The organism is Mycobacterium alsense, assembly GCF_002086635.1.
In the GTDB taxonomy this organism is placed as follows: Bacteria; Actinomycetota; Actinomycetes; order Mycobacteriales; family Mycobacteriaceae; genus Mycobacterium; species Mycobacterium alsense.
Genome location: NZ_MVHD01000033.1, coordinates 36,462 through 58,762, shown reverse-complemented (window position 1 = coordinate 58,762; position 22,301 = coordinate 36,462). Strand labels below are relative to the sequence as shown.

The 22,301-nt window shown below is 69.2% G+C and carries 20 protein-coding genes; 9 read left to right on the top strand and 11 right to left on the bottom strand.

All coding sequences use genetic code 11. The annotated features are described in order from the left end of the window. The 4 genes from BST11_RS17830 to BST11_RS17815 form a co-directional block, all read right to left on the bottom strand. On the bottom strand, nt 1-1,020 hold a 1,020-nt coding region (locus BST11_RS17830), incomplete at its 3' end, for a PE family protein (RefSeq protein ID WP_142276416.1). Nucleotides 1,021-1,288: 268 nt separating this feature from the next. After that, nucleotides 1,289-3,664, bottom strand: a complete 2,376-nt coding sequence (locus BST11_RS17825; RefSeq protein ID WP_158086799.1) for a PPE family protein — start codon at nt 3,662-3,664, stop codon at nt 1,289-1,291. A gap of 608 nt (nt 3,665-4,272) precedes the next feature. Next, nucleotides 4,273-5,190, bottom strand: coding sequence for an IclR family transcriptional regulator (locus BST11_RS17820; protein ID WP_083139241.1), 918 nt, complete (start codon nt 5,188-5,190; stop codon nt 4,273-4,275). Nucleotides 5,191-5,320: 130 nt separating this feature from the next. Next, nucleotides 5,321-6,022 (bottom strand): IclR family transcriptional regulator, encoded by a 702-nt coding sequence (locus BST11_RS17815; protein ID WP_068214211.1) that lies wholly within the window; start codon nt 6,020-6,022, stop codon nt 5,321-5,323. A 52-nt stretch (nt 6,023-6,074) separates the two neighbouring features. On the opposite strand from BST11_RS17815, the gene leuC reads away from it, so the two are divergent. The 3 genes from leuC to BST11_RS17800 all read left to right on the top strand — a co-directional run bounded on the left by leuC (nt 6,075) and on the right by BST11_RS17800 (nt 9,009). Next, complete coding sequence (gene leuC, locus BST11_RS17810; RefSeq protein WP_083139235.1) at nt 6,075-7,502, top strand: 3-isopropylmalate dehydratase large subunit; 1,428 nt, start codon at nt 6,075-6,077, stop codon at nt 7,500-7,502. 18 nt (nt 7,503-7,520) lie between these two features. Then, on the top strand, nt 7,521-8,117 hold the full coding sequence (leuD, locus tag BST11_RS17805; RefSeq protein ID WP_083139234.1) for a 3-isopropylmalate dehydratase small subunit: 597 nt from the start codon (nt 7,521-7,523) through the stop codon (nt 8,115-8,117). A 214-nt stretch (nt 8,118-8,331) separates the two neighbouring features. After that, complete coding sequence (locus BST11_RS17800; RefSeq protein ID WP_083139233.1) at nt 8,332-9,009, top strand: HU family DNA-binding protein; 678 nt, start codon at nt 8,332-8,334, stop codon at nt 9,007-9,009. 64 nt (nt 9,010-9,073) lie between these two features. Here BST11_RS17800 and mutT1 read toward each other — a convergent pair whose 3' ends face one another. The 3 genes from mutT1 to cofC all read right to left on the bottom strand — a co-directional run bounded on the left by mutT1 (nt 9,074) and on the right by cofC (nt 13,047). Then, the gene (gene mutT1, locus BST11_RS17795) at nt 9,074-10,021 is read right to left on the bottom strand and encodes an 8-oxo-(d)GTP phosphatase MutT1 (protein WP_083139232.1); all 948 of its coding nucleotides are present in this window, start codon (nt 10,019-10,021) and stop codon (nt 9,074-9,076) included. 82 nt (nt 10,022-10,103) lie between these two features. Then, the gene (locus BST11_RS17790) at nt 10,104-12,299 is read right to left on the bottom strand and encodes an RNA degradosome polyphosphate kinase (protein ID WP_083139231.1); all 2,196 of its coding nucleotides are present in this window, start codon (nt 12,297-12,299) and stop codon (nt 10,104-10,106) included. A gap of 70 nt (nt 12,300-12,369) precedes the next feature. Beyond that, the gene (gene cofC, locus BST11_RS17785) at nt 12,370-13,047 is read right to left on the bottom strand and encodes a 2-phospho-L-lactate guanylyltransferase (protein WP_083139230.1); all 678 of its coding nucleotides are present in this window, start codon (nt 13,045-13,047) and stop codon (nt 12,370-12,372) included. A 129-nt stretch (nt 13,048-13,176) separates the two neighbouring features. Here cofC and BST11_RS17780 point away from each other — a divergent pair, with 129 nt between their 5' ends. Together BST11_RS17780 and BST11_RS17775 are read left to right on the top strand one after the other, a co-directional pair. Beyond that, nucleotides 13,177-14,208, top strand: coding sequence for an NAD(P)H-dependent glycerol-3-phosphate dehydrogenase (locus BST11_RS17780; RefSeq protein ID WP_083139229.1), 1,032 nt, complete (start codon nt 13,177-13,179; stop codon nt 14,206-14,208). A 77-nt stretch (nt 14,209-14,285) separates the two neighbouring features. Continuing rightward, nucleotides 14,286-15,395, top strand: a complete 1,110-nt coding sequence (locus BST11_RS17775) for a D-alanine--D-alanine ligase family protein (protein ID WP_083139228.1) — start codon at nt 14,286-14,288, stop codon at nt 15,393-15,395. Here BST11_RS17775 and BST11_RS17770 read toward each other — a convergent pair. Further along, a complete protein-coding gene (locus BST11_RS17770) occupies nt 15,392-15,970 on the bottom strand; it encodes a DUF3515 domain-containing protein (protein ID WP_083139227.1) in 579 nt (192 codons plus the stop codon). The genes BST11_RS17775 and BST11_RS17770 overlap by 4 nt on opposite strands. 143 nt (nt 15,971-16,113) lie before the next feature. Between BST11_RS17770 and BST11_RS17765 the strand changes: the two genes are divergently transcribed. Genes BST11_RS17765 through BST11_RS17750 form a run of 4 tightly spaced genes read left to right on the top strand, consistent with a single transcriptional unit; the run spans nt 16,114 to nt 19,029 of the window. Beyond that, nucleotides 16,114-17,085 (top strand): thiamine-phosphate kinase, encoded by a 972-nt coding sequence (locus BST11_RS17765; protein ID WP_083139226.1) that lies wholly within the window; start codon nt 16,114-16,116, stop codon nt 17,083-17,085. 26 nt (nt 17,086-17,111) lie between these two features. Beyond that, nucleotides 17,112-17,402 carry a DUF1330 domain-containing protein gene (locus BST11_RS17760; protein ID WP_083139225.1) on the top strand — a complete coding sequence of 97 codons (291 nt, stop codon included), beginning with the start codon at nt 17,112-17,114 and terminating at the stop codon, nt 17,400-17,402. Continuing rightward, nucleotides 17,399-18,082 (top strand): uracil-DNA glycosylase, encoded by a 684-nt coding sequence (locus BST11_RS17755; RefSeq protein WP_067319668.1) that lies wholly within the window; start codon nt 17,399-17,401, stop codon nt 18,080-18,082. Before BST11_RS17760 ends, BST11_RS17755 begins: the two co-directional genes overlap by 4 nt. A gap of 14 nt (nt 18,083-18,096) precedes the next feature. Next, entirely contained in the window at nt 18,097-19,029 is a 933-nt protein-coding gene (locus tag BST11_RS17750) for an NADP-dependent oxidoreductase (protein ID WP_083139240.1), read from the top strand. 3 nt (nt 19,030-19,032) lie between these two features. Here the strand turns inward: BST11_RS17750 and BST11_RS17745 are convergent, their stop codons facing one another. From BST11_RS17745 to BST11_RS17735, 3 genes are read right to left on the bottom strand one after another with little or no spacing between them, the layout of a single operon-like run. Then, nucleotides 19,033-19,863: an oxidoreductase gene (locus BST11_RS17745; RefSeq protein WP_083139224.1), complete on the bottom strand. Its 831-nt coding sequence runs from the start codon at nt 19,861-19,863 to the stop codon at nt 19,033-19,035. Between the two features lies 1 nt (nt 19,864). Continuing rightward, nucleotides 19,865-21,109, bottom strand: coding sequence for a hypothetical protein (locus BST11_RS17740; protein WP_083139223.1), 1,245 nt, complete (start codon nt 21,107-21,109; stop codon nt 19,865-19,867). Then, nucleotides 21,102-22,301: a sulfotransferase family protein gene (locus BST11_RS17735; RefSeq protein WP_083139222.1), complete on the bottom strand. Its 1,200-nt coding sequence runs from the start codon at nt 22,299-22,301 to the stop codon at nt 21,102-21,104. The genes BST11_RS17740 and BST11_RS17735 overlap by 8 nt, the downstream gene beginning before the upstream one ends.

Sequence of the window (22,301 nt, the reverse complement as noted above, 5' to 3'; positions counted from 1 at the left end):
TTTTTTACAAGTATCCCGGCCCCCCCGAACCTCCACTCTCCCCTCTTCGTCGGCAGCGTCAGTTGTTAATAAGAAACGTGCCCCCCGGGTCCCCCCGCCCCCGCCGGTGCCGGGGGTGGCGCCGTCGCCGCCGTCTCCGCCGGTCCCGCCGATGCCGCCGGATCCTCCGAGTCCGCCGGCCCCGCCGTGGCCGAACAGCTGCGGGGCATGGCCCCCGGGCCCGCCGTCGCCGCCGGTGCCACCGGTGAAGCCGATGCCGCCCTGCGTGTTGGCGAGACCGGTTGCGCCAGCCCCGCCTTGGCCACCCTGGCCGCCAACCCCGCCGACGCCGCCATTGGTGAACCAGCCGCCGGGCCCGCCGGCCCCGCCAGTTCCACCGGTGCCGCCGATGCCGGTGGGGTTGGTCGCGCCGATCCCGCCGGCGCCGCCCGTCCCACCGACCCCCATCAGCAAACCGGCGGCCCCGCCGTTGCCGCCGGTGCCGCCACCGTATCCACCGGCCCCACCGGCCCCACCGTTGCCGATCAACCCGGCAGGCCCGCCGGCGCCGCCGGCCTGCCCGGCCGCGCCCGCCGCGCCGTTGCCACCGTTGCCGATCAACAACCCGCCCGCGCCGCCGTTGCCGCCCGGGGTGGTCGCGTTGGCGCCATTACCGATCAGCGGGCGCCCCACCAGCGCCTCGGTGGGCGCGTTGATCGCCCCCAGCACGCTTTCCTCAACGGCTTGCAACGGCGACACGTTCGCCGCCTCCGCGGCCCCGTATGCGCCACCCGCCGCGGACAGGCCCTGCACAAATTCGTCATGGATCAGCGCGGCCCGCGCGGCCGCCGCCTGGTACGCCTGGGCGTGCTGACCGAACAGCGCCGCGACGGCCACCGACACCTCGTCCTGGGCCGCCGCCACGATGCCCGTCGTCACCGATGCCGCCGCGGTGTTGCCCGCGCTCAGCGACGACCCGAGGGAATGCAAGCTTGCGGCGGCCGACGTCAATACCTCGGGTGTGGCGATCACGAATGACATGTGCGCTGCCTACTTTCCGAATGCGGCGGTGTGAAGCGTCCCCGGTTTCATGCACACCTCGTACGTGCGACGACAAACCCAACGCAGGGCGGCGAACCACTCCCGCGCGAATGGCAACCCGGAGCCTTGCCTGACCGCTTCTCGCCTTGCGCCAAGCGTCGCCACTCATAGCGATATGACAACTATTCGTCATCATAGTGACAGATAGTCAATATACCGGAGGGCGAAAACGCACACAAGGAATCCCGCGCGAGATACCGGGCAGGTGCTACAGCGGTATGGCCGGGAGCAGGGTGAAGCTCGGCAAGATGGTCTCGGTGAGGCTCACCGGCGGAATCACGATGGGGGAGGGGCCGCTGAAGCCCCCAACCTGAATGCCGCTGAGGTCGATCTGCGGCAAATTGGTGCCGGTGAGCGGTCCGACCGCGATGGGTGGAACGGTGATTTGGGGGAGGTTGAAGCTACCAAGGGCGATGTTGCCGATGTCGAGATCCGACAGGTTCACCTGCGGGCCGGTGGGCAACGCCAGATCGATCGGGCTAATCGTGAAGGTTGGCAGGGTCAAGGCCCCGACTGTTCCGTCGATGACCAGGCTATATGGGTCGCCGACGTCGGTAGCGTTTACTAATGTCAGGGACGGGATTTGAGTTGGGGGAATCCCGATTGTCACCTCTGTGCGAAATGGGAGGCCGCCGTTGATATCAATGTGTGAAGTGGTGAGGTCGATGAATACATATGAGGTGATGTCGACGCCAAAAGCGGTTGTCCGATCGAGGGGGTTATATAGCGATATTTCGGGCAGGCTTATTTGTGGTATTTTGACCGTGGGTAGGCTGAAGCCGCCGGCGCCCACCGTAATCACGGGTGTCGTAAATGCTCCCACGGCGATATTGGGCAATTGCGGAGCAATGCTGATGGTCGGTATGTTGATTGCGCCGACGTTGACCCCGTTTACCTGAACGCTCGGCACCCCAATTTGACCCAGGTTAAACGGTGCCGCATTAATAGGCGGCACAGTTATACCGTTCAGGTTGAACGGAGGAATGGACAATGAGGGGACGGTTATTTGGGGTAGGTCAACTGTGGCGGTGATGGCCGGCGTGGTGATGGGCCCCAAAGTGGGGCCGGTGGGACCCGGGTTGATGAGGCCCGAGAACGGGTTTTGCCAGTCGATGCCGATCCGTGGGATCAGACCGAGGAGGCTGACGTCGAGCGAGCCGGTCAGGGGGATGGGGCCAGGGGTGTTGAATGCGCCGACATCGATTGGGTCGACGGTGAGGTTGGGGATCTGGAATGCCCCGACGCTGATGGGGGGAACGACCACCGGGCCGAAGGCGGCCCCCGACGCGCCGATCGACCCGATGTCGATCGTCACGCCGGGGTTGGTGAGGGTGATAGCGGGGGTTTGCCAGGAGGGAATGGATATGTTCGGGATGGTGAACCCCGTGACCTCGATGGGCGGCAGGACGAAACCGGTATTTCCGGTGAACTGCCCGTGATTGATGTCGAAGTCGCCGATGTATATTCCGGGGGTGGAAGTTGGCCCCTGTACCTGGACGGCGAAGTTAATGTAGAGGGTGGGCGGAAGGTTCAAATCGAACTTGCTGACTCCGGGCAACCCGCTGATCTTGACATCTGGCACACCGTCCACCTTCACGCTAATGTAATCGGCACCAACGTTGTGGCTGATTAGCTTGCCCATATCACTAGGGATGTCGGAACCGCCAGATGGGATCCAGAATCCGCTTTGTGGTATTTGCAGTGAGGGCAGGACGATTGGGGAGGTAGCGAGTTGTGGCGTGCTAAATCCTCCCAGAGTTACGCTCGGTATGGAAATGGCGGGGAAGGTGAAAGACGGTATGGTCAGGCTTTGCACCGATGTCGATATGGTGGTGGGTGGCAGACTGAAACTACGTATGGATATCTGGGGAATGTTGAGTTCGGGTGTGCTAAAGCTCCCGAATCCCAAACCCAAAAGGTTTAACGGCGGTAGCTGAAAGTTGGGGATATTGACGGGGGGAATGGTTATTTTGGGCAGCGGGACGGACAGGGCGGCGGGTTGCGGTCCGGTCGCCGTGGGGGCGGACACAGCCGCGGCCACCTGAGCCGGCAGGCTTGCAAGGTTCGCCAGCGGTCGGACGATTGGCGTCAACGCCGCGGCGATCGCCGAAGACTCGCCGTGGTAGCCCACCATCGCCGCTACGTCCTGGGCCCACATCATCTCGTAGTCGGCTTCGGCGGCAAAAATGGCTGGCGTGTTGAGTCCCAGCAGGTTCGAGTTCACCAGCGCGACGAGTTCGTTGCGGTTGGCCGCGATCGCCGCCGGATACACCGTCGCCGCCTGCGCCGCTTCAAACGCTGCCGCGGCCGCCCGAGCTAGGCCGGCCGCCGTGTCGGCGTGCGCGCTGGCGGCGCTCAGCCACCCTATGTGCGGGGCGGCCGCGGCCGTCATCGCCGCCGAAGCCGCACCCTGCCACGCGCCGTCCGCCAGCCCCGAGGTCAGCGATTCGAACGAAGCCGCCGCCGAGCCCAACTCCGCGGCCAGCCCATCCCAGCCCGCCGCTGCCGCCAGCAGCGGTCCCGGCCCCGTGCCACCGAACATCTGCATCGAGGTGATCTCGGGCGGGAGCAGCTGGAAACTCATTGCATTACTCCTTGTGTTCATGCAAGCGGGCGGGATGGAGCATCCCCGGTTTCATGCGCACCTCGTTACGCGTGACGACAAGCCCACTGCCGGCAGCGAGACCACGCCCGCGCGAATGGCAACCCGGAGCCTTGCTCGACCGTTCTCGCCGTGCGCCAAGCATCACCACTCGTCGCGGTATGACAATTATTCGTCATCTTGATGACAGATAATCAATCTACCTGAGGGCGTAAACGCACACAAGGGTTCGGCGTTGCGGCATCGCGGGTTCCGTGCATGCTCGCGCGGGTGGGATGCGGCCGAGGTGGTGCGCCTGGGTGCCGGCCCCGTAATCCGCACATGGGTACGGAGGTTCGAGGACGCGCAGTTGTGGGGAGTTGGGCTGCGCGATCGAACCAGCACCGGGTCGAGCGGAAACCCATTCCTCCGCCGCCCGAATAGGTGGTGGTGCAACCCAACTCCCGGTGGCCTCAACCCTCGAGTCATTCCCGAGCCGCGGGGTACCCCCTGACACCGCCGCCACTTCGTTCCCGCTGGCCATCGTTTGTCATCAGCGGTTCGACCGGATCGAATGGCAGCCGCCCCAAGGCATCTCGAAGGGCGGATCGTCAACCCTTGCGGTACAACGCCTTTGCACCGGAGCTGAGCTTGTCCGCCGTCGCACGGATCTCAGCGATATAGCGTTCACGCTCCGATCGGCTGACTTCCGCGCGCAACGGCCCGAGCTGCAACACGTAACTCGCCTTGCCGTCGGCGAAGACCGGAGCCCCGAGAAAGCCGATCGACAGCGGCTGCGCGGACTCCAGTTGCTCTTGCGTATAAGGGATTGGGGCGAGTTGGGAAAACAGCCTGAACATGCGCCGCCGCAGCGAGCTGCGCTGCGGGTTCTCCGCCAGCAGTTCGGCTACCTCGCCCAGCAAGTCGAGCACCATCGGGTCCGACTCACCCAACCCGTAAACCGCCACGCCGGTAGTGCGTATTTGTGACAGCACCTCCTCGAGGATATGCCGATCAGCCGGCCTAGCCGTGGCCAGCCACTCGCGGCGCGCGGGCAGATCACGGTGCGCAATCACCGCCGCGCCGGCGGGCGCGCCAATCGGCAACCGGAGGCCGACACCGACCCCGGGCGGCATCTTGCCCCCGCCGGGGACGCTGGCGAGGAAGGTCATGTCAGTGGAACCGACCCAGGCCAGCGTTGCCCCGCAACCCGCGCGCCGCGCCAATTCCTCGAGCGCGTGGCTGATTTCGGCTGAAACCGGGAAGGCTTGGTGCACCGCGTCGGCCACGGCGATCAGCCCCGGACCCAACGTGTATCTGCGATCCGAGTGCCGAGTCACCCACCCGGCACGCTCGAGCGCGAGCAGGATCGATGTCGCGGTCGATCGGTTGAGCTCCAGCCGGGCGGCAATCGACGCGACCGAACTCGGCTCCGGCTGGGTCGCCAGCAGTTCGACGACTGCGACTACTCGATCGGTCGGCGGCGATCCGGGGCGCTGACTTCCGTCGCCTGCGCGGGGCTCGGCCATCTCGCTCCTCGTCAGCTGTGCCGGAAGAGCACCGATCATACGTCAAATACTCGTCAGCTCACGCCGGCGCAGCCGCACTTATGTATTAGCCGGTATCAGCCGTCGCGCCGTTCACACTCGGCGCGCCCGCCTAAAGCCGGCGGGTGAGCGCGTCGGCCGCGGACAACAGGTCGGCGGCCCAGCGGACCCCTGGCCGCCTGCCGATGCGGTCGACCGGCCCGGACACCGAGATGGCCGCGACCACAACACCGCGGCCGTCGCGCACCGGCGCCGACACGCTCGCCACGCCGGGCTCGCGCTCGGCCACGCTCTGCGCCCATCCGCGCCGGCGCACCTCGGCCAGCGCGCGGTCGGTGAACTTCGCCGACGGCAGCACGGCCTGCTGGATGGCGGCGTCGGCATGGGCGAGGAGCACCTTGGCGCCCGAGCCCGCCGTCATCGGCAGTCTCGCGCCGACGGGGACCGTATCGCGAAGACCCGCAGCCGGTTCCAGTGCCGCGACGCAGACCCGCGACGTGCCCTCGCGGCGATACAGCTGCACGCTTTCGCCGGTCGCCTCACGCAGCGCGGGCAGCACGGCCGCGCTCGCGGCCAGCAGGGGATCGTTGACGCGCGCGGACAGTTCGGTCACCGCCGGGCCCAGCCGCCACCGCCCCTCGTCGTCGCGGGCCAGCAGCCGATGAACCTCGAGCGCGGTCGCCAGCCGGTACGCCGTGGCCCTGGGCAACCCGGTTCGCTCGCACAGGTCGGCCAATCCGCACGGGGATTCCGCGACCGTGTGCAAGACCACCACCGCTTTGTCGAGGACGCCGATGCCGCTATGCTGTCTCATATAAGGATACTAACGTCTCATATCGTGAGATCAAGCCGAACGAGGGAAGCACATGTCCAACCCGCGCACGCTGGCCGAAAAGGTCTGGGACGACCACGTTGTGGCACCGGGCGATGGTGATGAACAAGCGGGGGCGCCCGACCTGATCTACATCGACCTGCACCTGGTGCACGAGGTCACCAGCCCGCAGGCCTTCGACGGCTTGCGCCTGGCCGGCCGTCCGGTGCGGCGGCCCGACCTGACGCTGGCCACCGAGGATCACAACGTGCCGACGATCGACATCGACAAGCCGATCGCCGACCCGATATCGCGCACGCAGGTCGAGACGTTGCGGCGCAACTGCGAAGAATTCGGCGTGCGGCTCTATCCGATGGGCAACATCGAGCAGGGCATCGTGCATGTCGTCGGCCCCCAATTGGGCCTCACTCAACCCGGAATGACGATCGTCTGCGGCGACAGTCACACGTCCACCCACGGCGCGTTCGGCGCGCTGGCCATGGGGATCGGCACGTCCGAAGTCGAGCACGTGCTGGCGACGCAGACCCTGCCGTTACGGCCGTTCAAGACGATGGCGGTGAACGTCGACGGCGAGTTGCCCCCCGGCGTCACCGCAAAGGACATCATCCTCGCGCTGATCGCAAAGATCGGCACCGGCGGCGGGCAGGGGCACGTCATCGAATACCGCGGCAGCGCCATCGAATCGCTCTCGATGGAGGGCCGGATGACCGTCTGCAACATGAGCATCGAGGCCGGTGCGCGCGCGGGCATGGTGGCCCCCGACGAGACCACCTACGAATTCCTGCGCGGCCGTCCGCACGCGCCGACGGGTGCGCGATGGGACGCCGCGCTCGCCCACTGGCAGCGGTTGCGCACCGATCGCGGCGCAGTGTTCGACAGCGAGGTGTACCTGGACGCGGCCGCGCTCAGCCCGTTCGTGACGTGGGGGACCAATCCCGGCCAGGGGGTGCCGCTGGACGCGGCCGTGCCCGACCCCGAGCTGATGCCCGACGACGGCGAGCGACAGGCCGCCGAGAAAGCCTTGGCGTACATGGACCTTCGGCCGGGCACCCCGATGCGCGACATCGGCGTCGACGCCGTGTTCGTCGGCTCCTGCACCAACGGGCGCATCGAAGACCTGCGGGCGGTGGCCGAGGTGTTGCGGGGCCGCACGGTCGCCAAGGGGGTGCGCATGCTCGTGGTGCCGGGCTCCATGCGGGTGCGCGCGCAGGCCGAAGCCGAAGGGCTGGGCGAAATTTTCACCGCCGCGGGCGCCGAATGGCGTCAGGCAGGCTGCTCGATGTGCCTGGGCATGAACCCCGATCAGCTCGCGCCGGGGGAGCGCTGCGCTTCGACCTCCAACCGCAACTTCGAAGGGCGGCAGGGCAAAGGCGGCCGCACCCATCTGGTGTCGCCCGCCGTCGCCGCCGCGACGGCGGTGCGCGGCACGCTGTCCGCGCCGGACGACTTGAACTCCAACTGAGTTGAATCGAGGACGAAAATGCAAGCCTTTCGCATCCACACCGGCATCGGCGTCCCGCTGCGGCGCTCCAATGTCGACACCGACCAGATCATTCCCGCCTCGTTCTTGAAGCGCGTCACCCGAACCGGTTTCGAGGACGGATTGTTCGCCACGTGGCGGTCGGATCCCTCATTCGTGCTAAATCTCAGCCCCTTTGACCGCGGCTCGGTTCTGGTGGCCGGACCCGATTTCGGGACCGGCTCGTCGCGCGAGCACGCGGTGTGGGCGCTCATGGACTACGGGTTCCGGGTGGTCATCTCGTCTCGTTTCGGTGACATTTTCCGGGGCAACGCCGGCAAGGCGGGGCTGCTGGCGGCCGAAGTTTCTCAAGACGGCGTCGAACTCCTTTGGAAGCTCATCGAGGGCAGCCCGGGCTTGGAAATCACTGCCAATCTTCAAGATCGAAATATCACCGCCGGAACGGCGGTGCTGCCGTTCAAGATTGACGACCATACCGCCTACCGACTACTCGAGGGTCTCGACGATATAGCGCTTACGCTGCGAAAACTCGATAAGATCGAAGCATTCGAAGCGGCGCGTCCGGAGTGGAAACCGCGCACTCTACCCGCCTCCTGACGGGCCAATCGGGCGGCTTTTCTTCTCGCTGAGCTAAGTAAACCCGGCCGATTTCCCACTCCCGCCACCGGTCAAGCGCGGCAACCGGATTGCGAAAAACCTCGTTCGTTCGGTCCTGAAATTGCGCGTGGCTCTTGGAAATTTGTCGGGTGAGGGTTTACCGTGTCCACTAGTCGGTTCGCAAAACGAGGACCACTAGCTTCGGAGGGTTTGGATGAACAAAGCAGAGCTCATTGACGTGCTCACACAGAAATTGGGCTCGGACCGTCGGCAAGCGACTGCTGCCGTCGAGAATGTCGTCGACACCATTGTGCGCGCGGTGCACAAGGGCGACAGTGTCACCATTACGGGATTCGGCGTGTTCGAGCAGCGTCGGCGTGCGGCGCGGGTTGCCCGCAATCCGCGTACCGGCGAGACGGTAAAGGTGAAGCCGACATCGGTCCCCGCGTTCCGGCCCGGTGCCCAATTCAAAGCGGTTGTGTCTGGCGCACAGCGCCTCCCGGCGGAAGGACCTGCAGTGAAACGTGGTGTTGTATCGGGCGGTGCGGCCAAGAAGGCGGCCAAGAAGGCTCCGGCTAGGAAGGCCGCCGCCAAGAAGACCGCGGCCAAGAAGGCGGCCAAGAAGGCTCCCGCCAAGAAGGCCGCGGCCAAGAAGACCGCGACGAAGCGGGCTACGAAGTCAGTGGCCAAGAAGACGGCCGCCAAGAAGTCGCCCGCCAAGAAGGCCGCGACGAAGCGGGCTACGAAGTCAGTGGCCAAGAAGACGGCCGCCAAGAAGTCGCCGGCCAAGAAGGCCGCGACCAAGCGGGCGCCGGCCAAGAAGGCCGCATCAAAGAGCCCGGCCCGCAAGGCTGCTGCCAAGAAGGCCAGCTCGCGGCGCGGTCGCCGGTAAGAGGTTCGACGCGCGAATGCCTTTCGGGGCGGCAGCTGTGCCGTCCCGGAGGGCATTTCGCCCGTTAGGCCCGCACGTTGGCGGCCAGCGCGCCGCCGATGTGGTCGGCCCCCACCAGCCGGCCCGCTGACAAGGACAGCACCCACGTGCTGCCCTTGCGGTTGCGGGATTTGTCGGGGCGCACGCCGTCGCGCTCGCACCACCAGGTGATGAGGTCCGGAATCACCTTGCCCTGCGTGCAAATCACCGGGGTGCCTGCCTCCTCGGCGATGGCCAGCATCCGTTGGCGGGCGCGCTTGGGGTTCTTCGCGTAGGACTCCTCGGTCAGCGCGGGCTCGTTGTGCACGCTCACGCCGAGCGCGTCGGCGAGCGGTTGAACGGTCTGGTGACAGCGCAGCCGGTCCGCCGCATACACCTCGGATGCGCCGAAAGCCATCAGCTGACCCACGAGGGACTGCGCCTGCGCGCGGCCCCTCTTGTCGAGCGGGCGTTTGGTGTCGTCGCCGGAGAACCGGGACTTTCGGCCGGCGGTGGCGTGCCGCACCACGAGTACGGTATGGGTATTCGCGGGCCGCTTTCCGAAGCGGCGCAACGTCTTTCGGTCCTGGGCGTAGTCGAGTTTCTTCATCGCGTCGGCGACCGGCAGCCAGGCGAGTTCGTCCACCTCGCCGGTGGGCGTGAATTCGCCGCCGAGGCTGCGCGCCGCCCAGTAGTGGACCTTCTTGACGCCCTGCTCGATCGGGTAACTCACCGTGTTGACCCGCCTGCCCAGGACGGCGCGGTGACCGGTCTCCTCGAAGATCTCGCGCACGGCCGCCACGGGGGCCGTTTCGCCCGGGTCGATCTTGCCCTTGGGCAGCGACCAGTCGTCGTAGCGGGGGCGGTGGATCACCGCGACCTCGAGGGCCGGAGCCGCGGGATCGGTACCGGCCGTCCGCCACAGGACCGCGCCCGCGGCGTACACGACCCTGCTCCCCGAACTCTGGCCCGCCGACGAGGTCTCGTTCGACACCTAAGCTCCTGCAGGTCAATTCGGGCGGGTCGCGCCCGGGCGCTGTCGGCCCTGTTGCGACCTGGAAAGCTACCACACGCCGCTACGGGCTGCGGTGGCGCTCCATCAGGGAGACCTGATGGTCACGCACGGTGTGACCCTCGCGCGGCGACGCGGTCCACTGCCCGTCGGAACCAAGTTCCCAGCACCGGGTCGACGGGTCCAGAGCGGACTCGAGCAAGTCGTCGAGCTGCGCGGTCAGCTTGGGGTCCTTGACCTGAACGAGCACCTCGACGCGGCGGTCGAGGTTGCGGTGCATCATGTCCGCGCTGCCGATCCAGAATTCATTGATGGCCCGGAAGTGCACGATGCGCGAGTGCTCCAGGAAGCGGCCCAGAATCGAGCGGACCGAGATGTTTTCGGAGAAGCCCTCCGCGCCGGGGCGCAGCGCGCAGATGCCGCGCACCACCACCTCGATGCGCACGCCGGCCTGCGACGCGCGGTACAGCGAATCGATGACCTGCTCGTCGACCAAAGCGTTCATCTTGAGCCGGATCCGCCCGTCACCGCGTTCGCGGTGCGCGGCGACCTCGCGCTCGACTCGTTCGATGATCCCCGTGCGAATGCCCTGCGGGGCGACCAGGAGGTTGCGGTAGGAGACCTTACGCGAGTATCCGGTAAGCGAATTGAACAAATCGGTCAGGTCGGCGCCGATGTCGGGAGCCGCGGTGAGCAGCCCGACGTCCTCGTACAACCGCGCCGTCTTGCTGTTGTAGTTGCCCGTTCCGATGTGGCAATAGCGCCGGATCGTCGACCCTTCGCGGCGCACCACCAGGCACGTCTTGCAGTGCGTCTTGAGGCCGACCAGCCCGTACACCACGTGCACGCCCGCCTGCTCCAGCGCGCGCGCCCACTGGATGTTGGCCTGTTCGTCGAAGCGCGCCTTGATCTCGACGAGCGCCACCGCCTGCTTTCCCGCCTCGGCGGCTTCGATCAGCGCCCGAACGATCGGCGAATCACCGGAGGTGCGGTACAGCGTCTGTTTGATCGCCAACACGTTGGGGTCGGCGGCGGCCTGCTGGATGAACCGCTGCACGCTGGTGGAGAACGAGTCGTACGGATGGTGGACCAGCACATCGCCTTCGCGCAGCGTCGCGAAGATGCTCTTGGGCGTTTCGCGGTCGGCGAAGGCGGGATGGGTGTCGGGGACGAACGCCGGGTCTTTCAGCGCGGGGCGGTCCAGCCCGTAGATCTGCCACAGCGACGAGAGGTCGAGCAGGCCCGGAACCTCGATGACGTCGCCGGGGTCCACGTCGAGTTCGCGCAGCAGCAGTTCCAGCATGCCTTCGGTCATGTCGTCGGCGATCTCGAGGCGCACCGGCGGCCCGAACCGCCTGCGCGCCAATTCCCGTTCCAGCGCCTGCAAGAGGTCCTCGTCGCGGTCTTCCTCGACCTCCATGTCGGCGTTGCGGGTGATCCGGAACGCGTGATGCTCGACGATCTCCATGCCCGGGAACAGCACCGGAAGGAAGGCCGCGATCAGTTCTTCCAACGGCAGGTAGCGGATGACGCCCTGGCCCTCGCCCGGTTCGGCGCCGGCGCGGTCCTCGAGCTCGACGAAGCGGTCGACGTTGTTGGGCACCTTGACCCGGGCGAAATGCTGGCCGCCGTCTTCGGGTTGCCGCACGGTGACCGCCAAATTCAGGCTCAGGCCGCTGACGAACGGGAACGGGTGGGCGGGGTCGACCGCCAGCGGCGTGAGCACGGGGAAGACCTGCTCGTTGAAATAGGTCGACAGTTGGTCGCGCTCGGCCTGATCCAGGTCGGCCCACGTGACGATGTGGATGCCCTCCTCGGCGAGCGCGGGTCGCACCGAATCGAGGAACACCCGCGCGTGCCTGGTGGCGATCAGCTGGGTCTGCTCGCCGATGCGTGCAAGTTGCTCGCGCGGCGTCAGCCCGTCGGCGGAGCGGACCGAAAGTCCCATCTCGTCGCGGCGCTTGAGGCCGGCCACCCGCACCATGTAGAACTCGTCGAGGTTGGAGGCGAAAATGGCCAGGAATTTGGCCCGCTCCAGCAGCGGCAGCGAGTTGTCGGCGGCCAGTGCCAAAACGCGCGCGTTGAAGTCCAGCCAGCTCAGTTCCCGGTTGAGATAGCGGTCCTCGGGCAGCTCATCGGCGATCGGGGCGGGGGTGGCCGCCGGTGGTGCCGCCACGCCGGAGCCGCCCGACTTCCATACGGTGTCGTCGGGCCGCGCCTGGGCTTCGGTTTCGGTCACTATCCGATCATCGCTCATCACCCGCGGGTGCGGCCAGCGCCGCAGCGCCGTGGGGGCGGTGTTCCCCGTTCGTAGAGGTTTGCCCGCAAAGCTAGTGCTGCGCGATGGCCCGGGCGGTCGCCGCGCCCACCCCGAGGCGACGGGCGGCCGTCAGGTCGGCGGGCGTGTCCACATCGCAGCGCAGGCCGGGCCATGCGCCGGTGAGCTCGATCGCACCCGAACGGCGGTGCCGCGCGCACGAATCCGGGCCGAACTGCGGATCCAGCGCGGCCCCGAACGCGCACAGCGCGGCGGTTCCCGTCGCCAGCCGGTCGGCGACGAAGCTGCGCCGGTGATGGCGCGCGGCGGCGATCGCCTCGGCCAGCTCCTGGGTCTGCAGCGCCGGCAGATCCCCTTGTAGCACAACGATATTGGAGAAGGCCCCGGCGACCGCTCGTTCCGCGGTGGCGATCGCGTTGTTCAACGGGTCGCTGTCGCCCTCGGGGGTCGGATCGGCCAGCACGCCGGCGCCGAGCTCGGACGCGGCGGCCGCCGCGGCGTCGTCGGGCGTGATGACGGTGATCGAGCCCAGCGCGGCGACGCCGGCGGCGGCGGTCAGGGTGTCGACGAGCATGGCCAGCACCACCTTCTCGCGGGTGCGCGCCGAGAACACCGGGGCCAGGCGGGTCTTGGCGGCGGCCAGCCGCTTGACGGCGATGATCAGGGCTATATCTCCGGGGCCTCCGGGGTCCCCGGGGCGCCCGGCGCCGTCGCCCCGCGTGCCGCTCATGGGTGCCATCCTGCCAGCGGCCCGGCGGCATCGCGCGCAAGCGGTAGCGTGGCGGCGCTAGGGTGTAGCGGCCGCGGATTTCGCGCCGAACGACACCGAACACGGAGTGCCTCGGATTGGGGTGGGTTGATGGGCAGCGCTACGGCCGGCCCGAAGGACGCCGTTGCGGTGATGGGCGCCGGTGCCTGGGGCACGGCGCTGGCCAAGGTGCTCGCCGAGGCCGGGGGAAGCGACACGGAGGTGAGGCTGTGGGCCCGGCGATCCGACGTCGCCGAGGAGATCAACACCACCCGCTACAACCCGGCGTATCTGCCGGGAACGTTGCTGCCGCCGGGCATCCGCGCCACCGTCGATGCGGGTGAGGCGCTGGCCGGGGTCACGACGGTGCTGCTGGCGGTTCCCGCGCAGACGATGCGCGGCAACCTCGAGCGGTGGGCGCCGTCGGTGGCCGAAGGCGCGACCCTGGTCAGCCTGGCCAAGGGCATCGAGCTGGGCACCCTCATGCGGATGAGCCAGGTCATCGTGTCGGTGACCGGCGTGGATCCCACACAGGTCGCGGTGATCTCCGGGCCGAACCTGGCCAGCGAGATCGCCGAGTGCCAGCCCGCGGCCACCGTCGTCGCGTGCAACGACTCCGGCCGCGCGGTGGCCGTGCAGCGCATGTTGAACACCGGATACTTCCGGCCCTACACCAACGGCGACGTCGTCGGCACCGAGATCGGCGGGGCCTGCAAGAACGTCATCGCGCTCGCGTGCGGGATGGCGGCCGGCGTCGGGCTGGGCGAGAACACGGCGGCGGCGATCATCACCCGGGGCCTGGCGGAGATCATGCGGCTGGGGATCGCCCTGGGCGCCAAGGGCGCGACGCTGGCCGGGCTGGCCGGCGTGGGCGACCTGGTGGCCACGTGCACCTCGCCGGACTCGCGCAACCGCTCGTTCGGGGAACGCCTGGGCCGTGGCGGGACTCTGGACTCGGCGATGCGGGCGAGCGGTGGGCACGTCGTCGAGGGCGTGACGTCCTGCGAGGCGGTGCTCGCGCTGGCGTCCAGCTACGACGTCGAAATGCCCCTGACCGACGCCGTGCACCGGGTGTGCCACAAGGGGCTGTCGGTCGACGAGGCGATGGCGTTGCTGCTGGGCCGCAGCACCAAACCCGAATGACCCGGCGGATGAAGAAACCCCAGCTGGCGGCCCGACGCCCGGCCGGCGGGCCCCGCACCCGGTAGCCTCTTTAAGTTGTGAGTGCCAGCGAGCGCGTGCGCGTCGCCGTCGTCTTCGGCGGGCGCAGCAACGAGCACGCCATCTCCTGCGTGTCGGCGGGCAGCATTTTGCGCAACCTCGACCCGCGGCGCTTCGAGGTGATCGCGATCGGCATCACCCCGGAGGGTTCGTGGATGCTCACCGACGGCGACCCGGACGCGCTGGCGATCACCAACCGGCAGTTGCCGGAGGTGACGGCCGAATCGGGCACCGCGCTGGCCCTGCCGGCCGACCCGGGGCGCGGCGGCCAGCTGGTGTCGCTGCAGCACGGCGCGAGTGAGGTCCTGGCGTCGGTCGACGTCGTGTTCCCGGTGCTGCACGGCGCCTACGGCGAGGACGGCACGCTCCAGGGGCTGCTCGAGCTCGCCGGGGTCCCCTACGTCGGCGCCGGCGTGCTGGCCAGCGCCGCGGGCATGGACAAGGAGTTCACCAAGAAGCTCCTTGTGGCCGAGGGACTTCCAGTCGGACCGCACGCGGTGCTGCGCCGGTCGCGCGCGGCGCTGGATCTCGAGGAGCGCGAACGGCTGGGCCTGCCGGTGTTCGTCAAGCCCGCGCGGGGCGGCTCCTCGATCGGCGTCAGCCGGGTGACGAGCTGGGACGAGCTGCCCGCCGCCGTCGCGAACGCCCGCCGGCACGATCCGAAGGTGATCGTCGAGGCGGCGATCAGCGGGCGCGAACTCGAGTGCGGCGTGCTCGAAATGCCCGACGGCACAGTGCAAGCCAGCACGTTGGGCGAGATCAGGGTGGCCGGGGTGCGTGGGCGCGAGGACTCGTTCTACGACTTCGCGACGAAATACCTCGACGACGCGGCCGAATTGGACGTGCCCGCGAAGGTGGACGACGAAATCGCCGACGCGGTGCGCCAATTGGCGGTGCGCGCCTTCCGGGCCATCGACTGCCAGGGCCTGGCCCGGGTCGACTTCTTCCTCACCGACGACGGCCCGATCGTCAACGAGATCAACACGATGCCGGGGTTCACCACGATCTCGATGTACCCGCGGATGTGGGCGGCCAGCGGCGTCGACTATCCCACCCTGCTGGCCACCATGGTGGAAACGGCGCTGGCGCGTGGCGTGGGCCTGCGCTAACGCGCGGGTGCCGGATCGATCGGCACGGCCGCGACGGCGCGGTCGATCACGTCGGAGAGCTCCTGGATCGGCGTCGGGCCCGATCCCGAGGGCAGCGTGAGGGCCACGTACACGGGCCGGTCCACCGCGTACCACGTGGAGCGCCCGGCATTTCCCGATGGGGGACCGGCGGATTGCGGGCCGGCGGCCACCTGGAACCACTGCACGCGGTCGACGACCTCGATCGGGGATCCCACCACGAACTCGCCGGGGCGGTCGAGCCCGCAGCGCAGCACCACCGGTTCGCCGCCGGACCCGGCGCGCCAGGCCGCGGCCCCCTCGGGCGCCGGCTGGGCCAGCGGCGCCCGTTCGTAGTCGCCGAGGCGGTGCGGCAACGCGTCGGCCAGCGCCCGGCATGCGGCGTCGTTCGCGTGCGGCGCCGGCGCGGCGGGCAGGACGACGGGCGGCGGCGGCGCGTGACGGGCGGCCGCGATCGCCAGGATCACGCCGACGGTCACCACGGCCAGCGCGACCGCGGCGAAAAGCACGGCGCGCGGCGGTCCGGTGTCGGCGCCGGTGTCGGGGCTGGTCGTCACCGCCCGCGCACCTCCTGTCTCTCCGACGACGGGCCGCGCACCTCGGGGCGCAGACGGCCCGCGTCGTAAGGCTCTAAAATGGCGCGGTCCGGTCGCGCGTGCAGTGACCAAATTACCGCAGGTCGGGCGCCGGAGGAGGTGGCGTGCGCGACGAGACGTCCGGAACGGGCGACGAGCCCCCCACGCTGCACGGCCTGGGCGAATTCGCGGTCATCGATGAGTTGGTGCGCGGCCGCCGGCAGCCCGACGCGGTGCTGCTCGGGCCCGGCGACGACGCGGCGGTGGTCTCCGCGGGCGACGGCCGCACCGTGGTCTCCACCGATGTGCTGGTGCAGGATCGGCACTTTCGGCTGGACTGGTCGTCGCCGCACGACGTCGGCCGCAAGGCGATCGCCCAAAACGCCGCCGACATCGAGGCGATGGGCGCGCGGCCGACGGCCTTCGTGGTCGGCTTCGCGGCGCCCGGTGACACGCCGGCGGCCCAGGCCGGCGCGCTGGTCGACGGCATGTGGGCCGAGGCGGCGCGGGTCGGCGCCGGCATCGTCGGCGGCGACCTGGTCAGCTGCCCGCAGTGGGTGGTGTCGGTGACGGTGCTGGGTGACCTCGACGGCCGCGCGCCGGTGTTGCGGTCGGGGGCGCGGGCCGGCGCGGTGGTCGCCGTCGCCGGCGAACTGGGGCGCTCGGCGGCCGGATACGCGTTGTGGCACAGCGCGATTGGCGGTTTCGACGAGCTGCGTCGCCGGCACCTGGTGCCGCAGCCGCCCTACGGGCAGGGGCCGGCGGCCGCGGCCGCGGGCGCGCTGGCGATGATCGACGTCTCCGACGGCCTGGTCGCCGACCTGCGCCACGTCGCCGAGGCGTCGGGGACCGGTATCGAGCTGTCCACCGAGGCGCTGGGCGCCGACCGCGACGCGCTGGTGGCCGCGGCCGACGCCGCCGGCGCCGATCCCTGGGCGTGGGTGCTGGCCGGCGGTGAAGACCACGCCCTGGTGGCGTGTTACGCCGGCGCGGCGCCGCCCGGGTGGCGGGTCATCGGCGGCGTGGTCGACGGGCCGGCCCGCGTGCTGGTCGACGGCGAGGAGTGGGGCGGTTACGCGGGGTGGCAATCGTATTAGGTATCGGGGTGGCCTTTAATTTGAGCGTGACCGTCTACGCCATCGCCCAGCTGACATTCACCGACCGGGCGGCCTACGACCGGTACCAGGCGAGGTTCATGGAGGTGTTCCGTCGCCACCCCGGGACGCTGCTGGCCGCCGACGAGTCGCCCCAGGTGATCGAGGGACGGTGGGACCGCGAGAAGCTGGTGCTGATGTCGTTTCCGGACGAGGCCGCGTTCCGCGATTGGGCGCAATCGCCGGAGTACCAGGAGATCTCGAAGGACCGGCTGGCGGGTGCCGACACCGTGGTGTTGCTAGCCCAAGGGTTGCGATGACGGCGCGCCCGCTGAGCGAGCTCGTCGAGCCGGGCTGGGCGAGCGCGCTGGCGCCGGTCAGCGACCACGTCGCCCAGATGGGGCAATTTTTGCGGGCGGAGATCGCGGCCGGCCGCCGGTATTTGCCCGCGGGGCCGAACGTGCTGCGCGCGTTCACCTATCCGTTCGACGACGTCCGGGTCCTGATCGTCGGGCAGGACCCCTACCCGACCCCCGGGCACGCCGTCGGCCTGAGCTTTTCGGTGGCGCCCGGGGTGCGCCCGCTGCCGCGAAGCCTGGCCAACATCTTCGACGAGTACGCCAACGACCTGGGCCACCCCCAACCGTCCTGCGGCGACCTGACGCCGTGGGCGCAGCGGGGCGTGCTGCTGCTGAACAGGGTGCTCACGGTGCGGCCCAACAACCCCGCGTCGCACCGGGGGAAGGGCTGGGAAGCGGTGACCGAGTGCGCCATTCGCGCGCTGGCCGCGCGGTCGCGGCCGCTGGTCGCCATACTGTGGGGCCGCGACGCGTCGACACTGAAACCCATTCTGGCCGAGGGTGACTGCGTGGCGATCGAGTCGCCGCACCCCTCGCCGCTGTCGGCATCGCGCGGGTTCTTCGGCTCGCGCCCGTTCAGCCGCGCCAACGAGCTGCTGGCCGGCATGGGCGCCGACCCGATCGATTGGCGGCTGCCGTGAAAGAGCTGAAACAGATGACGGCCCTGCGCGCACACCGTCGGGGCGGGCCGGAGGTGCTGGTGGTCGAGCGCGCCCCCGTCCCGGTTCCCGCGGCCGGCGAAGTCCTGGTCGCGGTGTACGCCGCGGCGATCACATTCGACGAGTTGACGTGGGAGGAGACGTGGACCCGCGACGGCGCCGACCGCACGCCGGTGATCCCGTCGCACGAGGTGTCCGGCGTGGTGTGCGATGTCGGTTCCAGTGCAACGGATTTCACGGTCGGCGACGAGGTCTACGGGCTGATCGATTTCGAGCGCGACGGTGCCGCCGCCGAGTTCGTCGCGGTGCCCGCCGCCGACCTGGCCGCCAGGCCGGCGACCGTGTCGCACGTCGTCGCCGCCGCCCTGCCGCTGGCCGGGCTCACCGCCCTGCAGGCCCTGGTCGACCACGCCGCGGTCCAATCGGGCGAGGAGGTCCTGGTGCTCGGCGGCGCGGGCGGGGTGGGCGCCCTGACCGTCCAGCTGGCCGCCGGCCTCGGCGCGCGGGTCAGCGCCACCGTCCGCAGCGATGCCCGCGAGCTCGTCGCCGGCCTCGGCGCGCGGCGGGTGATCGACGTGCGCGCCGAGGCGTTCGACGAGGGCGGCCCCGCCTACGACGTCGTCATCGACACCGTCGGGGGGGAGACGCTGGAACGGTCGTTCGGCGTGCTGCGCCGCGGCGGGCGGCTGATCACCCTGTCGGCGCCCCCGCCGGAGGGCAAGGCCGACGAGCATGGCGTCACGGCAACGTTTTTCATCGTCACCCCCGATCGGGGCCAGCTTGGGAAGTTGGCCGCGCTCGTCGACGGCGGGCGCCTGCACGTGGAGATCGCCGCGACGTTTCCCCTCGATGCGGGGCGGGACGCCTTCGAAAGCGGCCGGCTGCCCGGCCGGCGCGCGGGCAAGACCGTCCTGGTCGTGCGGGACTGACCGCTACGAGCCCGCGAAGTTGACGTCCTTGGTCACGCGCTCCCACTCCTCGATCGAGGCCGACATCGCGGCGATCTTGTCCCGCGTCGCCTTGAGCACGTCGCGGCCCAGCAGCAGGCGCAGCGGCGGGTCGTCGAGTTCGGTGACCATCAGCACCGCCTCGGCCACCTTGCGCGGGTCACCGGGCAGGTGGTCGGCGAACTGCTTGATCAGGTCCTTGCGCGCCGCGACGTCGGCGTAGTCGTCGATCGGGCCCGCCGACTCCTTCATCGACCGCGTCGCCCAGTCGGTGCGAAACGCCCCCGGCTCGATGGCGGTCACCCTGATGCCCAGCGGCCGCACCTCGGTGGCGAGCGCCTCGGTCACCGCCTCGAGCGCGAACTTGGTCGACGAGTAGTAGGCGTTGGGCGGGTTGGCGACCAGGCCGGTCATCGAGGAGATGTTGACGATGTGGCCGGAGCGGCGGGCGCGCATCGCGGGCAGCACCGCCTTGATCATGTCGACGGCGCCGAAGTAGTTGACGTCGAACAGCTTTCGGACCTCGGCGTCCTCGCCTTCCTCGACGGCCGACAGGTAGCCGTGACCGGCGTTGTTGACCAGCACGTCGACCCCGCCGAACGCCTCGTCGGCCGCCGCCACCGCCGCCGCGATCTGGCCGGCGTCGGTCACGTCGAGCGCGAGCGCCAGCGCCCGATCGCCGAACTCGTCGACGAAGTTCCGCACGGTCTCGGCCCGCCGCGCGGTCACCGCCACGCTGTGGCCGGCTTGTAAAGCGGCGCGCGCGATCTCGCGGCCGAAGCCGGTGGAGCATCCCGTGACCAGCCACCGCCCCATCTCAGGCCGTCCCCTCCGGCAGCCGCCGCAGATACGCCGCGCGGCGCTCGGCCAGCTGGGCCGCGCGCTCCTCCCGGCTCACCCGCGGCAGGTGGGAAACCTCGGCGTCGAGCCGGTCGAGGCGGACCACCCGCCCGCGCGCGCCGAGGTTTTCCCGCGGGCCCGCCTCGCCGAACTCCGCCATCCGCAGCGTCAGGATGCCCTCGCGCAGCCCGTCGGAGTCGATCCAGTTCGCCACGCCGGGATCGGCCGGGGAGATGACGTAGGTGTAACCGCCGTCCTCGTTGGCCACCGATTGCGCCTTGTTGAGGCTGCCGGTGCGGTCGACGATGTCGAGCGTGGTGCCCCAGACGTTGCTCAGCGGCACCGTGAAGTATTCGGCGCCGCCGTCGTTGACGTCGACGACGAACGCCTCGTCGGGGCCGAGGTCGAAACGGCCCATCACATACACCTGGTTGCGCATCGCGCCGACCTTGTCGGCCGACCACGCCAGGTTGAAATGGTTAGGCGGCATCTTGTAGACGCCGTGCGCGAGCTTGCCGGAGAAGTCGGCGAAATGCGCCATCATCGCCGCGGTCGCCTCGGCCTGTTCGTCGAGCGTGCGGGCCGGAGTGCCCGGGGCCGTCCCGAGCCGTCGCACCTCGAAGTGATTGGGGTCGTCGCGGCCCCAGTCCAGCAGGACGTCGCGGATGTAGAACTCGTGCGCCGCGGCGGTGGAGCGCACGTGATTGGGCCGCCCGTTGGCCGGTTCGGCGTCGACGGTGATGGTGAAGCTGCCGTCGGAGTCGACCCGCATGGTGCGCCCGTTGAGCACGTCGACGGTGCCCATGTGGGCGTCCCAGAGCGTGAAGTAGTTCTCGGTCATCCGGTGCTCGCCGACCCGGCCGTGGATCTCGTAGCGCTCGTCGCCCGAGATCGGGATCACCCGGTACACGCTGTCGGGATTGTCGATGCCCCAACGCGATCCGGGGATCCGGCGGCCGTCCACGGGGTGTGCGAGGCGGGTGATGCAGCAGACCTTCGGGCGCAGCTTGTCCTGGTTGGACGACCACACCGCCGCGGAGAACATCACCTCGGCGAACGCGTCGTCGAACCGTTCGCGCATCGCGTCCGACGGGTTGGCTCGCTCCAGCCAGGCCTCGGCCACGGTGCGGTAGGCGGCCTTGACGGTGGGGTGTTCGATCAGGTCGAGCGCGGCCAGCTCCTGTTCATGCTGGGATGGCGTCGCGACGGGGTTCTCAGGCATGCGGGGGGCCTCCAATGTATTGGCGAAAACGCTTGTTATACAACATGAATCGTTCGTCGATCTGTTCGGGAAGCAGGCCGTAGGTCTGCAGCCCGTAGGGCGGGCGCGGCGCCTCGCGGGGGCGGTGCGCCAGCCAGCGCCGCATGGCCCGCTCCGCCTCGGCGGTCAGCGGCACGCCGACCGCGTCGTAGACGCGGGCCACCTGCCCGATCGGGTCGGCCACCGCGTCGTCGAACCCGATGTCGGTGACGGCGTTGTCGGGCCAGCCGTCGCGGGCGGCCATCGCCCGGTCGTTGGTCCAGCCCATCCGCTGGAGCCACTGCGCGCCCACCCGGCGCCGATCGACGGTGTCGGCGTGCATCGCGTGCAGGGTCGCGTTGAGGCCGGCCCCCGAGGCGATCGCGGTGCCCGGGTCGCGATGCATGTGCACGACGTGCAGGCCGGGAAACCGCGCGCGCAGCAGGTCCAGATAGCCAAGGTGCGCAGGCGATTTGAGCACCCAGCGCCGTCCCGGTGCGGACCGCTGGGGATGCCTTTGCCGCTTTTGCCACTGCAGGAATTGCAGCATCCGGTACAGGTAGTCGTAGGCGGGGGTGAAGTCCTGGGCGTCGATCCAGGACCGGTAGTGCGGGAGGTGCGCGCCCGACTCGGGGACATGCGACAAAAACGCGTCGGCCAGAAAGACGATCTCCTCCTCGGCCTCCCGCGCGTACATGGGGTGGATGGCGAACAGCTCCGGCGCCAATTCGCGCGATTTCGCCTCCCGCGCCTCGCTGATGGCGATCCGGGGATCGGGAACGTCGGGGCCGTCGAAGCGGTACTCCAGTCGCGGCGCGACCTCGACGACCTCCCAGCCGTAGGCGCAGACGAAGCGGGGATCGGCGGCGAGCAGTCGCTGCAGCAGCGTGGTGCCGCTGCGCATCATCCCGACGACGACGATCGGCGGCGCGACCGGCTCGTCGAGGATCTCCGGGTGGCGGCGGATCCACTCCTGGGCGCGCAGCCGCATGCGCAGGCTGTGCACGATGCCCGACCGCAACACATGCGTCCCAACGGAATTGAGGTCGGCCCGCGCGTAGTCGTCCAGCAATACCCGCAGCGGGGTTTCGAAATCCCCGGGCCCCCAGTCGGTCAGCGCCTCCTTACGTTGCGCGTCGGCCAGCACGCCGGCCGCATCGAAGCTCGCTCCCAC